Genomic DNA, 12553 nt, shown 5'->3' with positions numbered 1-12553 from the left:
CATTTCAACGATCCAGGAGTTCCGATGCGCGGCATCGACGAAGAAACCGGTGAATTCCGCGGCCCCAGCCGCAGCCAGCAGCGGCGTGAGGCGCTGGAAGTGCGCACGCTCGCGGAAACGCTGGTGGAGCTGCCCCCGGCCCGGCTGGCCCGGCTGCCCATTCCCGAGCAGCTGCTGCCACACATCCACGACACGCAGAAGATCACCGCCCACATCGCCCGCAAGCGCCAGCTGCAGTTCCTGGCCAAGCAGATGCGGCGGGAAGATGACGACACCCTGCACGCAATCAGCGATGCGCTGGATGCCGGCGGTGAGGCGTCCCGGCAGGAAACCGCCCTGCTGCACCGGGTCGAGGCCTGGCGCGAGCGGCTGCTGGAAGACGGTGATGCCGCCCTGGCCGCATTGATTGCCGAACACCCGCAGGTCGAAGCCCAGCAGCTGCGCCAGCTGGTGCGCAACTCGCACGCCGAGCGTAAGAAGAACAAGCCGCCGCGCGCCTTCCGCGAACTGTTCAGGCTGCTGCGCGGAATCCTCGAGCAGCCGGAAGACAGCGCCGACGGCGAATAGATCCAGCGTCGACGGCGCGCCGGCTCAGGCCCGGGTGCCGCCCACCGTCAGCTGGTCGATCAGCAGCGACGGCTGGCCGACGCCAACCGGCACGCTCTGCCCGTCCTTGCCGCAGGTGCCCACGCCGTCGTCCAGGGCGAAGTCGTCGCCGATCATGGTCACCCGCTGCATGGTCTCGGGGCCGCTGCCAATCAGCGTTGCGCCCTTGACCGGCGCGGTGATCCGCCCGTCCTCGATCAGGTAGGCCTCGGTGGCCGAGAACACGTATTTGCCGCTGGTGATGTCGACCTGGCCGCCGCCGAAGTTGACTGCGTACAGCCCCTTCTTCACCGAGCGGATCATTTCCTCGCGCGAGTGGCGTCCGGCCAGCATGTAGGTGTTGGTCATCCGCGGCATGACCAGGTGCGAGAACGACTCGCGCCGGCCGTTGCCGGTGGGCTCGGCGCCCATCAGGCGGGCGTTGTGGGTGTCCTGCATGTAACCCACCAGCACGCCGTCTTCGATCAGGGTGGTGCAGCGGGTCGGCGTGCCCTCATCGTCAATGTTCAGCGAGCCACGGCGCCCGGCCAGGGTGCCGTCATCGACAATCGTCACGCCGGGCGAGGCCACGCGCTGGCCGATGCGCCCGGCATAGGTGCTGGTGCCCTTGCGATTGAAGTCGCCCTCCAGCCCGTGACCGACGGCCTCGTGCAGCAGCACGCCCGGCCAGCCGGCACCGAGCACCACCGGCATCACGCCGGCCGGCGCATCCACGGCCTCCAGGTTCACCAGCGCCTGGCGCAGTGCTTCGCGCGCGAAGTGCTCTGGCCGGCCATCGCCCAGCAGCTCGGCATAGGAGTAGCGTCCGCCAAACCCGGCATAGCCCGATTCGCGGCGTCCGCCCTGCTCCACGATCACCTGGATGTTCATCCGCACCAGCGGCCGGACATCGCCGGCCAGCACGCCGTCCGAGCGCGCCACCAGGATGGTTTCAACCGCGCCACTCAAATTCACCATCACCTGGAACACGCGTGGATCGGCAGCGCGCAGGAAGCGGTCCACGCGGCGCAGGGCTTCCACCTTCACCTGGCTGTCCAGCGCATCGATGGGGTCATCGGCCGGATACAGCAGGCGGCCGCTGCCAGCCGTCAGCGGGTGTGGGGCGTGGGCGTCGCCGGCACGGGCGATGGCACGCGCCGATCCTGAAGCAGCCAGCAGCGCCTGCGCATCGATCTCATCGGAATAGGCAAAGCCGGTTTTCTCGCCGGAGATCGCCCGCACTCCAACGCCCTGCTCGATCGCATGCGCGCCATCCTTGACGATGCCGTCCTCCACCGCCCAGCCCTCGCGACGGATGTGCTGGAAGTAGAGATCGCCAAAGTCGATGCCCGGCCCCATCAGGGTGCCAAAGGCGCGCTCCAGCGCCCCGCTGTCGAGTCCGGCGGGCTGCAGCAGGCGGGTGTGGGCGATGGCGAGCGGTTCGGCGGTATTGGTCATAGCGTTCTGAATGGGGGCTGGAAGGTCAAAGGCCAAGCGGGCGCGGCCACCATGGCAGCGGCACGGCGCCAAGGCCAGGGTTACTGCTGCGGCGGCGGGCGCTCACGCTCGGCCACACGCGGGGCTTCGCGGCGGACCACCTCCACCTCCGGCTCGCTCCACGGGCCGCGGATCCGGTAGGTGGTGGACCCGAGCTCGCTCAGTGGCCGGCGCAGGACGGCGTTGGCCATCGCACCGACCGCGGCGCCTACCGGGCCCGCGGTAATTGCGCCCACCGCAGCCAGCACGTTGCCGGATTTGGGCAGCACTTCAACGGTCTGATCGTAGGTCCGCGCACGCAGGTCGGCCTGGCCCGAGATCTGGATCCGGGCCGCGGGTCCGTCCATCACCAGGCTTTCGCTGCGCGCCTGCCCGGCCACCACCTGCACTGCACCTTCGATGCGATTGAAGGCAAAGCCCTTGGCGAAGAAATCGCGAAAGTCCAGCGACAGGCGGCGCGGCAGTTCAGCGATGCTGAGCAGCCCCAGCAGCCGCCCCGCCCCGGGCTGGACCTCAAGCAGCTGGCCGTCACTGAGCCGCACATCAAGTGTTCCATCCAGCAGCTCAGCCTTGAATCCGGCCGGGCTTGCAGGCCATGCGGCAGCCAGCTGCACGCGTCCATCGGCGCCGTTGACGTGTCCGTGATAGCCCAGTCCGTCCAGCAGCTGGCCAAAATTGGCGCTGGCCACGCGCATTTCCATCCGCGTGTGTGCCGCGCCGCCGCGGCCTGTCCACTCGCCGCTGGCCACGATGTGGTGGACAGGCGACTGGGCTTCCACCTGCTCGATACGCATCCCGCTGGAAGTCCGACTGGTGATCAGGGTGGCGGTTCCCAGCTGCGCCTGCTCCACCCGCAGATCCTCGACCGACAGGCGGATGGGGGGGATCCGGGATGGATCCGGCCCCTCTCCGGCCACGACGGCTTCCTCCACGGCGTCGGCCTTCTCCACAACGTCGGCCTGCCCGGCCACAGGGCCCTCACCGTTCGGCCTGCGCCAATGCAGTCGCGGGAAGTGTCCTGCCAGCGCGGTGCTTTCACCTGCGGGCAGGGTCAGCGTGCCCGCAATCGCCTCACCATCGAACTCCAGGCGCGTGCCTTCCTGGTCCTCCACGGCACGCACGTGGACACTGCCGAAACCGCCGCCAGCCAGCTGCAACCGGTCGACCCGCAGATCCATGCCGGCCAGCGCCAGGCCATCGGTCTCGCCGCTGCCACCCCCACCCACCAGGGCAGCCCACTCCAGCGCGTCCAGCTCGGGCGTCCGGCCTTTGACCACCAGACCCGCTGAGGGCGCGCCAGCGGCGGCGCCGCCCATGCTTACCGATACGGCCGGCGGTCCTTCGCCCGCATGCGCGCGCAGCGACATCCGCTCACCCAGCTGCACTTCCACGTCGCCACTGCCCAGCGGCAGCGGGATGGCGACCCGCGCCGGCAGCGCCACCACGGCGGACTTGGCCAGCGGGGCCGGCAGGTCCAGCGTCGTGCCCACCAGATCGGACGCGAGCGTCAGCCGCGCCGCGGTTGCCTCGGCATTGTTTCCGGGCACGGTAACGGCAACCCTCCAGGCGGAGCGACCGTGCAGGTGCGGCCGCAGCCAGTCCAACTGCGGCGCGCGCGCCAGCAGCCTGGGCGCGTCCAGGGCGCTACTGAATTCGCCTTCGAACAGGGCCGTCGCGTCCACCACATGTCCGCTGCCGGCGCGCAGCGCCAGCCGGCCCGGATGCCCATCGACCCGGGCGCTGAGTGATCGGGCCTGGAAGCCATGCTGGTTGTACGTCAGCTCGCCCCGCAGGTCCTGGAAGTCCACCGCCCACTCCGGAATGGCGGCCTCTACCCCGCCCAGACCAGCGCGGCCCTCGATCTGCAGTCCGGCTCCATCGCCGTGCAGCGGCAGCAGCATGGCGAAGTCGGCCCGCAATGGACCTTCGGTCTGCAGCCCTTCCAGCGCCTCGACCGCCAGCGGGCTGCGCTGCAGCATGGCGATGGCATCCCCGATGTCGGTATCCGGCGCGGCCGTGGCGGTGATGGCGAGTTCCGCGCGTCCGAATTCCGGGATACCGGCTTCAACCTGCTCCACCGCCACGTCGGCAATCGCCCCCGTGCCGCGGAAATCGAACCCCGCCCCGATGAAACGCAGCTGGCCCTGCAACCGTTCCGCAGCCGGCCAATCCGGCTGGAACGCGAGAGTCGCATCCACCAGCTCGGCCTCGGCGTGGAACAGGCCGGCGCCGGCAGGTCCTGAGTCCGCATCGAAAGGCCAGTCATCGAGATCGCCGGACAGCACCGCGCGGCCGTTGCGCACCCGCCCTTCAACGAGCGCCGCATCCAGCCAGGCCAGCGTCTGCTCCGACATTTTGTGACGCACCCAGAACTTGCTGGCTACCGGAATCCGGGCCTCGTCCACGCGTGCCGCCAGATCGATCCGCGGACGGCTGCCGTCGCCCTGGAACGCCAGCCCGCCGCGCACATCGGCGCCGTAGCCGTCGCCCACCAGGCGCAGCGCGGGGGTCTGCACCCGCCAGCCGTCGTCTTCCAGCCACGCTGCCACTTCGCCAGTAAGGGTCACCAGATGGGCCTGGCCGAAGCCGCTGGGCCAGTCGAATTGCACCCGCGCTTCCGGATCGAAGGTAAACACCAGGCCACGGGCATCCGCCACGAGTTCGCCACGCAGGCCCGCCAGCCCCGGCTGCTCGCCCACGGGATCGAATGCCAGCGTTTCGACCTGCGCCCGCGCCCGCAGCGGCCCGTCACGCACGCCGGCCAGCTCCACGTCTGTCAGCACCGCGTTGGCGCCTGAGCGCTCCAGCCATGCACGCACCTCGGGGGCTGGTCTGTCGCTGAGGGCAAGGATCTGCAGCAGCGGCGCGGCCTCGATCCGATCCGCCGCCAGGGCAAAATCGCTGCCGATCCGGGCCGCGAGTCCCGTGCTCAGCCATTCCTGCCCGCCGCGCTGCACGCGCAGCTCGGGCACATCCACCCGCCAGCCATCGTTCGTCTGGCGCCACTGGAATTGCGCGTCCAGCTGCTCGAATCCGATCCGCACCGGCGCAGGGCTGTCAGCGGAGGCGGCCAAAGCCACGTCTTCGAGCGCTGCGCGCGCCATCACCGATCCAACGCGCGCGTCGTCCAGGTCAGCCCACGCCTGGATCCGTCCCTGGCCCTGCTCCAGCCTGACGCCGGCCAGCTGCAGCAGCGGCGACCAGTCATCGAGATTGTCGCCATCCACGCTTGCATGCAGCCGTCCGTTTCCGCTGTTGCGATCAAATCGCGCGGTGGCCATCAGCGGGGCGCCATCGGCCGATATCCGGGCCCGGCTTGCCGCACGCACGCGGCTGCCGTTGACGCGCAGGCGCAGGTCGATGTGGGGAAGCCGGGCGCGCAGCGCCAGGTCCGGCGCATCCACGGTCAGGCTGGCATCAATCACCTGCAGCTCGCCCAGACGCTCAAGCGCGGCGAACGGATCATCCCCGCCGCCGTCCTGGCCGGGCAGGCCGCGCACGTGCCAACGGCCGTCGGGATCGCGCTCCAGGGTCAGATCGAGGTTGCGCAGCCGCAGCTCGGTCAGTGAACGCCCCGGCAGCAGGCCGCTGTACTGGGCCACCAGTACCTCGGCCTCGCCAACGGTCACCGCACCGTCGCCCTGGCCCACCTGCAGGCCGCGCAGCTGCAGCACGGGCCCACGCCGGGTCCATTCCGCCTGCAGGTCATCAAATGCCACCGGATGGCCGCTGCGATCAGTCAGCCATTGCGCGACCCGCTGCGGATTCTGCTCCAGCGCAGGCAGCAGCCGGCTGGCCGCCACCGCACCCAGCGCCATGAGCACCAGCACCGTGGCCAGGGCATACCAGAGCGTGCGCCGCGTTATCCGCAGACCAGTGCGAGCTGCCGCATTCACCGTGCCGGGCCGGTCACGGAATCAGAGCAGCACCACATCGAACTGCTCCTGCGGATACTGGTCGTCGGCCTGGAAGCGGATCGACTTGCCGAGAAATTCCTCCAGCTCCGCCACCGCCACTGATTCTTCCTCGGTGATGCGATTGACCACCGGGGACGATGCGATTACCAGCAGCCGCTCGGCGTCGAACTGACGCACGGCGCGGGTGATTTCGCGGAACACTTCGTAGGTGACGGTTTCGGCGGTTTTGAGCATGCCGCGCCCGCCGCAGGTACCGCACGGCTCGCTGAGCTGGCGCTGCAGGCTTTCCACGGTGCGCTTGCGGGTCATTTCAACCAGGCCCAGCGGCGAGAAGTCGTACACCGTGGTCTTGGCGTGGTCGCGGGCCAGCGATTTCTCCAGCGTGCGCAGCACCTGGCGCCGGTGCTCGGGCTCCACCATGTCGATGAAGTCGATGATGATGATCCCGCCCAGATTGCGCAGGCGCAGCTGCCGGGCCACCGCCTGGGCCGCCTCCAGGTTGGTGCGGTAGACGGTTTCCTCCAGGTTGCGCTGGCCCAGGAACGAGCCGGTGTTCACGTCAACCGTGGTCATTGCCTCGGTCTGGTCGATCACCAGATAGCCGCCGGATTTCAGCGGTACTTCCTTGTTCAGCGCGCGGGCAATTTCGTCTTCCACGCCATACAGATCGAACACCGGGCGCTCGCCGCCGTAGTGCTCGATCTTCTCCGCCAGGCCAGGCACGTACTGGGCCGCGAACGTGCGCAGGCGGTCGCAGGTTTCGCGCGAATCCACCTTCACCTTTTCCACGTCGTGGCGCATGAGATCGCGCACCGCGCGCATGGGCAGGGTCAGGTCTTCGTAGATGCAGCTGCCCACTTTCGCCTCGCGCGACTGCTGTTCCACCAGCTCCCAGACCCGCGCCAGGTAGGCGGTGTCCTCACTCAACGCGTCGACCGACTGGCTTTCGGCATTGGTGCGCACGATGTATCCGTGGCCCCTGCCCGCAGCCGACAGGCCGGACACGATCGTCTTCAGCCGGGTCCGCTCCTGCTCGTCCTCGATGCGCACCGATACGCCGATCACGCTCGAATGCGGCAGCAGCACCAGGAAGCGCGAGGGAATGCTGATCTGGGTGGTGATGCGCGCGCCCTTGCCGCCGATCGGCTCCTTCACCACCTGCACCACGATGTCCTGGCCGTCACGCAGCAGCTCGGTGATCGGCGGCACCGGGGCGGGCGCCGGCAGGCCGGCAGCATCGGCCTCCATGGCCGGCTCGGGCAGCGGACGCATGACATCGTTGGCGTGCAGGAACGCGGCCCGGTCCAGGCCGATGTCCACGAACGCCGCCTGCATGCCGGGCATGACCCGCTGCACCTTGCCCTTGTAAATGTTGCCGACCACCCCGCGATTCCAGCCGCGCTCGATGTACAGCTCCTGCAGCATGCCGTTTTCAACCACCGCCACGCGGGTCTCGCGCGGGGTGACGTTGACCAGGATTTCTTCGCTCATTGCCCTGCCCCCTGCGGAACCGTCCCGGGCTCTGCACCCTTTTCCAATCCCATTCCCATCCCCATCCCCATCTCCGCGCCGGGCCGGCCTTCAATGCCGGCTTCGCGCAGCAGGCGGGCCGTCTCGTACAGCGGCAGGCCCATCACGCCCGAATAGCTTCCCGTCAGGCGCACAACGAATGCCTCCGCCCCGCCCTGGATCGCATATCCGCCCGCCTTGCCCATAGGCTCGCCGCCACGCACGTACGCATCGATCTGCGCCGGAGAGAGCGGCGCGAACTCCACCACTGTCACCGACAGCGCCTGCAGGTTCCGATCGGGCCGTCGCAGCGAGACGGCGGTGAGCACCCGGTGCTCGCGTCCGGACAGCCGCACCAGCATCCGCGCCGCGTCATCGGCATCCGCCGGCTTGCCGAACACCTCGCCATCCAGCACCACCTCGGTATCCGAGCCCAGTACCCACGTGTCGGCACTGCTCCCAAGCTCGGCCAGCGCCGCAGCGGCCTTTTGATCCGCAACCCGGACCACATAGTCCACCGGCGTCTCGCCTTCGCTGCGCACTTCGGGAATATCCACCGCACGCACTGAAAACGGCACGTCCAGGCGGGCGAGCAATTCGCGGCGGCGTGGGGATTTGGAGGCCAGATAGAGCATCTGGACAAGGATACCCTCCACGCCTCGCCGCACCGGGGCGCACCCGCACTCGAACCCACTGCGACTCACGGACTGTTCACTGGACAACGACAATCCTTAACCCGATCCCTTCAGGAGCATCCGATGGCCCGTTTCCTCTTTCCCGCCCTTCTCGCCGTTGCCGTAGGCGCCGCCGCTGGCAGCGCTCATGCCCAGCAGCCCAGCCCCGCTGCCCAAGCCAGCCCGACCGGCACCCTGCTCTCCGTATCGGCCCAAGGTGAAAGCAAACGCGTTCCCGATGTGGCCACGCTGTCGACCGGGGTGGTCACGCAAGCGGCCGATTCCAGCGCCGCCATGCAGGCCAATGCCCAGCAGATGAACCAGGTCATGGCCGCTATCCGCGAGGCCGGCATTGCCGAGCGCGACGTGCGTACCAGCGGCATCAGCATTTCCCCCCGGTACCGCCATACCGAGAACGAAGCCCCGCAGATCAGCGGCTACGAGGCCCGCAATACGGTCAACGTGACCGTGCGCGACATCAGCAAGCTGGGCCAGGTGATGGACGCGCTGGTGGCCAGCGGCGCGAATCAGATCCACGGCCCGCAATTCGAGATCGGCGAGCCGGAGGAGGCCTACAACGAAGCCCGCCGCGCCGCGCTGGAAATTGCCCAGGCACGGGCCGCACTGTATGCCGACACGCTTGACCTGCAGGTCCGCCGCATTGTCAGCATCAGCGAGGGCGGCGGTTTCATGCCTCCCCCGATGCGGATGATGGCCGCCCGGGCCATGGACAGCGCCGAATCGACCCCGGTTTCACCCGGTGAAAGCACGCTGTCGGTCAGTCTGGATGTCGTCTTCGAACTGGGCCGCTGAGAGGCCAACTCCATGACTGGACAACACCGCACCGGCGAACACGGAAAAACCACCCCGGCCGGCCGTGACGACGACAAGTCCGGCTACGCCGAACGCACGCCGCGCGACCGGGATGACGCCCGAAACCTGGGCAAAGAGCAGCCCCGCGACCCGGACGACGGCGGGCTGGATCGCGAGCCGGGGGACAGTGCCGATCCGGCCGGCGACGAGGACTGAGCCGCTCCTCGGACGCGCTGCCCTTCAGGCGCGCTGCCCTTCAGGCGCGCTGCCCTTCAGGCGCGGTGGTAAGGGTGGTTGGCCAGCATGGCGGCGGCGCGGTAGAGCTGCTCGGCCACCAGCAGCCTGACCAGCATGTGCGGCAGGGTCAGGCGACCGAGTGACCAGCGCTCATCGGCCCGTTCCAGCACCTGATCGGCGTGGCCTTCGGGCCCGCCGATCAGGAAGGCCAGATCGCGCCCCTGGCCGCGCCAATGCTCCAGCCGCACGGAAAGCGCTTCCGAATCCCACTCGCGCCCACGCCCATCCAGGGCCACTACGTGGATATCCCGCGGCAGTGCCGCCAGCACGCGCTGGCCTTCATCATCCATCGCCCTGGCAGGATCGCGGCCTTTGCCGCGCATGCCCGGGCTGACTTCCACCAGCTCCAATGGCAACCAGTGCGAGAGCCGCTTGCGATACTCGCCGAAGCCTTCCGCCACCCACGCCGGTGCGCGATCGCCCACGGCAACCAGGCGCGCTTTCATGTGTAGAAGGCAGATCTGTACAGGGAAGGCCGGCCGTCAGCCAGGCCGGATTTGCCGCGCTCAGCGCGCGGCATCGTCGCCAGCGGGACCGTCCGAGTCCGGCGCGGCGTCATCGCCGACCGACCACAGCCGCTCCAGCGCGTAGAACTCGCGCACCCGCGGCAGCATCACGTGCACCACCACATCGCCCAGGTCCACCAGCACCCATTCGGCTTCGGTCTGGCCTTCAACGCCCAGCGGCCGCACATCAAGCACCTTGGCCTGGCGCACGACCTCGTCGGCAATCGACTTCACGTGGCGGCTGGAGGTACCGGAGGCGACGACCATGAAGTCGCACACGCTGGTCTTGCCGCGCACATCGAGCTCGGTGACCTCTTTGGCTTTCAGCTCCTCAAGGGCAATGTGAACCTGCCGCAGCAGTGCGTCGGCGGACGGGGCAGGATCGGGAAGGCTGGTCTTGATGACTTGCGCGGGATTGCTCAAAGGGTTCGGCTCGTGGGATTTGCGCCGATTATAGCGAAGACGCCGTGTCGGCAGCGTCTCGGTACAGGCCCCTGGCTTCGATCCTGGCCGCAACCGGCGCCGGCAGCAGGTGTTTCCAGGGACGGCCACTGGCAATCCAGGCCCGCAACCCGGTGGCCGAGACGTCGTGAAGCGGCTGACCGAGGCGCAGCACCTTGCCGGCCGGCGTCGCCGTCAGGGCATCCACGGCGTCCACCCAGCGATCCTGAACAGCGCTGGCCAGTGGTTCGGGCAGCGGATCCAGCACGCTGTCCTGCCCCGGCCGCGCGGCCACCACGAAGTGCGCCAGATCGAACAGGTCACGCCAGTCCTTCCAGCCCGGCAGACTGATGAAGCTGTCGGCACCCAGCAGCAGGGCCACCGACACATCCGGCTGCACTGCGCGCAGCTGACGCAGGGTATCGACGGTATAGCTGGCGCCAGTGCGCTCCAGCTCGCGGCGGTCCACGCACAGGCCCGGCTCATCGGCCACGGCCAGTTCAAGCATGGCCGCGCGCTCGTCGGCCGAAGCGCCTGGCGGCGGCCGGTGCGGCGGATCGGCGGCCGGCATCATCCGTATGGCGCAGCCCAGCTTCTTCCTGGCCGCGCGCGCGATAGCCAGATGGCCGTTGTGGACGGGATCGAACGTGCCGCCGTACAGGACAACCAGCCCGGCCTGCCCCATCACGCCAGCATGGGCAGCGCGCGCCGGTCGGCGACCGCCAGCAGCAGCCGCTCCAGCGCCTGCCAGGCGTCGCCAGCGGCCCGGCCCTTGGCGATCCGGTCGATGTGGCCGGCCTCGGCCAGGAACTGTTCCCAGCGGCTGGCGCCGTGGCGCTGCAGGGCGCGGCGGAACACCGCCTGCTTGGCTTCCCAGACCCGCAGCGCACGGAATTCGGACGCCAGATTGCCGCCACGGGCTTCAACCCGTGCCAGCGTGGCCGCCCGCTGCAGCTCCATCACCACCATGCCCATCAGCGCATGCACCGCGACGCCTTCAGCGCGCAGGCCGGCCAGCATCCGCGTCACCTGGCCGGGCTGGCCGTTGAGGGCGCCGTCGATCAGGCGGAACACGTCGAAACGGGCCGCGTCGGCCACCAGCTCCTGCATGCTGGCCACGTCCAGACGGCTGTCCCCGGCCAGCAGGACCAACTTGTCGACTTCCTGCGCCGCAGCCAGCAGATTGCCTTCCACCCGGTCGGCCAGCAGCTGCACCGCCTCGCGATCTGCAGCAACACCGCGACTGCGCAGGCGCTGCTCGATCCAGCTGGAAATTTCGTGCGGCTTGATCGCCCAGGCCACCACCACGCAGCCGATGCGGGCAATCGCCTCGCTCCATTTCCCGCCGTGCTGGCGGCTCCATTCACCACCGGTCACCAGCAGCAGCACATCGTCTGGCGGCTGCTCGCAGAAGGCGCTGAGCACCGCCGCGCCCTCCTTGCCGGGCTTGGTGGTGGGCAGGCGCACCTCGATCACGCGGCGCGACGCAAACAGACTCGGAGCGCGGAAGCTCGCTTCCAGTGCGGCCCAGTCAAAGCTGCGGCCATCGGCTTCGAACACCTCGCGTTCGGCGTAGCCCTGGGCGATCGCCTGGGCGCGGACCGCATCGGCAGCTTCCAACACCCGCAGGGTTTCGGGGCCGGCGATCAGATAGGCGCGGTGAAGGGTGCCTGCCTGCAGCTGCCGTCCCAGCTCTTCCGGAGACAGCTCGCGGGGCTTTGCCTGTCCGCGCCCTCGCGCCGAAGCGCTCAAGGCTGGCGTGAAGCGCCGTCGATGCGGCGCAGGATCGAGGCCACCATGTCGCGGCGCATCTCGCGGCTGAGCAGCTCGCGCTCGCTGTCCGCACCGGTCAGGTCGGACGGGCTCTGGATGTAATCGCGCGCCAGCTCCACCGCCTGCTGGGGCACCAGGTCTTCGCCGTCGGCACGCACCAGCTCAAACACCACCGCATAGCGCAGGGTGTATTCCTGGGCACGGCCGCGGGCGTCGATGCTGATCGGGGTGCTGCCCCAGCGTTCGGACAGGACCCGCAATCGCGCCACGTCTTCATCGCGGCCGCGCCCTTCCACCACCGTGGCGCCGGAACGGATCAGCGCCTGTGACAGGGAGTCGGCCAGCGGGCTGTAGCGCCCCTGCCCCTCCACCTGGATTGGGCCCAGGTCGGATGGCAGGCTCAGCGCGCTGCGCAGCTGGAAACCGCAGCCGGCAAGGACGAGGGTGAGGATGAGGGCGGTCGCGGCTCGGATCATGGGTGCAGTGTGTCTGAGGGGTCGGCAGGCGGCAAGATTACCAATCCGGCGGCGGGTGCACGCAG

12 protein-coding genes are annotated in these 12553 nt (G+C 69.0%); 3 read left to right on the top strand and 9 right to left on the bottom strand.

Annotated elements, in window-relative coordinates:
* The first annotated feature begins 24 nt into the window (after positions 1-24).
* Positions 25-567, top strand: coding sequence for a ribosome biogenesis factor YjgA (gene yjgA, locus WCE59_RS11400; protein ID WP_343258895.1), 543 nt, complete (start codon positions 25-27; stop codon positions 565-567).
* A gap of 24 nt (positions 568-591) precedes the next feature.
* Here the strand turns inward: yjgA and tldD are convergent, their stop codons facing one another.
* The 4 genes from tldD to WCE59_RS11380 all read right to left on the bottom strand — a co-directional run bounded on the left by tldD (position 592) and on the right by WCE59_RS11380 (position 8143).
* Complete coding sequence (gene tldD, locus WCE59_RS11395; protein ID WP_343258894.1) at positions 592-2043, bottom strand: metalloprotease TldD; 1452 nt, start codon at positions 2041-2043, stop codon at positions 592-594.
* Positions 2044-2123: 80 nt separating this feature from the next.
* Positions 2124-5978 carry a YhdP family protein gene (locus WCE59_RS11390; protein ID WP_343258893.1) on the bottom strand — a complete coding sequence of 1285 codons (3855 nt, stop codon included), beginning with the start codon at positions 5976-5978 and terminating at the stop codon, positions 2124-2126.
* A gap of 21 nt (positions 5979-5999) precedes the next feature.
* A complete protein-coding gene (gene rng, locus WCE59_RS11385) occupies positions 6000-7490 on the bottom strand; it encodes a ribonuclease G (protein WP_343258892.1) in 1491 nt (496 codons plus the stop codon).
* Positions 7487-8143: a Maf family protein gene (locus tag WCE59_RS11380; RefSeq protein ID WP_343258891.1), complete on the bottom strand. Its 657-nt coding sequence runs from the start codon at positions 8141-8143 to the stop codon at positions 7487-7489. The genes rng and WCE59_RS11380 overlap by 4 nt, the downstream gene beginning before the upstream one ends.
* Before the next feature lie 123 nt (positions 8144-8266).
* On the opposite strand from WCE59_RS11380, the gene WCE59_RS11375 reads away from it, so the two are divergent.
* Positions 8267-8995, top strand: a complete 729-nt coding sequence (locus tag WCE59_RS11375) for an SIMPL domain-containing protein (protein WP_343258890.1) — start codon at positions 8267-8269, stop codon at positions 8993-8995.
* A 12-nt stretch (positions 8996-9007) separates the two neighbouring features.
* Positions 9008-9211 (top strand): hypothetical protein, encoded by a 204-nt coding sequence (locus WCE59_RS11370; RefSeq protein WP_343258889.1) that lies wholly within the window; start codon positions 9008-9010, stop codon positions 9209-9211.
* A gap of 56 nt (positions 9212-9267) precedes the next feature.
* Here the strand turns inward: WCE59_RS11370 and rlmH are convergent, their stop codons facing one another.
* From rlmH to WCE59_RS11345, 5 genes are read right to left on the bottom strand one after another with little or no spacing between them, the layout of a single operon-like run.
* Positions 9268-9738, bottom strand: a complete 471-nt coding sequence (rlmH, locus tag WCE59_RS11365) for a 23S rRNA (pseudouridine(1915)-N(3))-methyltransferase RlmH (RefSeq protein ID WP_343258888.1) — start codon at positions 9736-9738, stop codon at positions 9268-9270.
* Between the two features lie 60 nt (positions 9739-9798).
* Complete coding sequence (gene rsfS / locus WCE59_RS11360) at positions 9799-10221, bottom strand: ribosome silencing factor (RefSeq protein WP_343258887.1); 423 nt, start codon at positions 10219-10221, stop codon at positions 9799-9801.
* A 28-nt stretch (positions 10222-10249) separates the two neighbouring features.
* A complete protein-coding gene (nadD, locus tag WCE59_RS11355) occupies positions 10250-10924 on the bottom strand; it encodes a nicotinate-nucleotide adenylyltransferase (RefSeq protein ID WP_343258886.1) in 675 nt (224 codons plus the stop codon).
* Entirely contained in the window at positions 10924-11991 is a 1068-nt protein-coding gene (holA, locus tag WCE59_RS11350; protein ID WP_449284154.1) for a DNA polymerase III subunit delta, read from the bottom strand. The genes nadD and holA overlap by 1 nt, the downstream gene beginning before the upstream one ends.
* Positions 11988-12488: an LPS-assembly lipoprotein LptE gene (locus tag WCE59_RS11345; protein WP_343258885.1), complete on the bottom strand. Its 501-nt coding sequence runs from the start codon at positions 12486-12488 to the stop codon at positions 11988-11990. Before WCE59_RS11345 ends, holA begins: the two co-directional genes overlap by 4 nt.
* Positions 12489-12553 lie beyond the last annotated feature (65 nt).

The organism is Luteimonas qiangzhengi (assembly GCF_039548515.1).
In the GTDB taxonomy this organism is placed as follows: Bacteria; Pseudomonadota; Gammaproteobacteria; order Xanthomonadales; family Xanthomonadaceae; genus Luteimonas.
Note: the sequence above shows the minus strand (reverse complement) of the source record. Positions and strands in the feature narration are given on the sequence as shown.

Excerpts from the sequence above, each read along its gene's own strand:
- yjgA (WP_343258895.1), top strand. The coding sequence starts at position 25 with ATGCGCGGCATCGACGAAGAAACCGGTGAATTCCGCGGCCCCAGCCGC.
- tldD (WP_343258894.1), bottom strand. The coding sequence starts at position 2,043 with ATGACCAATACCGCCGAACCGCTCGCCATCGCCCACACCCGCCTGCTG.
- rng (WP_343258892.1), bottom strand. The coding sequence starts at position 7,490 with ATGAGCGAAGAAATCCTGGTCAACGTCACCCCGCGCGAGACCCGCGTG.
- WCE59_RS11380 (WP_343258891.1), bottom strand. The coding sequence starts at position 8,143 with ATGCTCTATCTGGCCTCCAAATCCCCACGCCGCCGCGAATTGCTCGCC.
- WCE59_RS11375 (WP_343258890.1), top strand. The coding sequence starts at position 8,267 with ATGGCCCGTTTCCTCTTTCCCGCCCTTCTCGCCGTTGCCGTAGGCGCC.
- WCE59_RS11370 (WP_343258889.1), top strand. The coding sequence starts at position 9,008 with ATGACTGGACAACACCGCACCGGCGAACACGGAAAAACCACCCCGGCC.
- rlmH (WP_343258888.1), bottom strand. The coding sequence starts at position 9,738 with ATGAAAGCGCGCCTGGTTGCCGTGGGCGATCGCGCACCGGCGTGGGTG.
- nadD (WP_343258886.1), bottom strand. The coding sequence starts at position 10,924 with ATGGGGCAGGCCGGGCTGGTTGTCCTGTACGGCGGCACGTTCGATCCC.
- WCE59_RS11345 (WP_343258885.1), bottom strand. The coding sequence starts at position 12,488 with ATGATCCGAGCCGCGACCGCCCTCATCCTCACCCTCGTCCTTGCCGGC.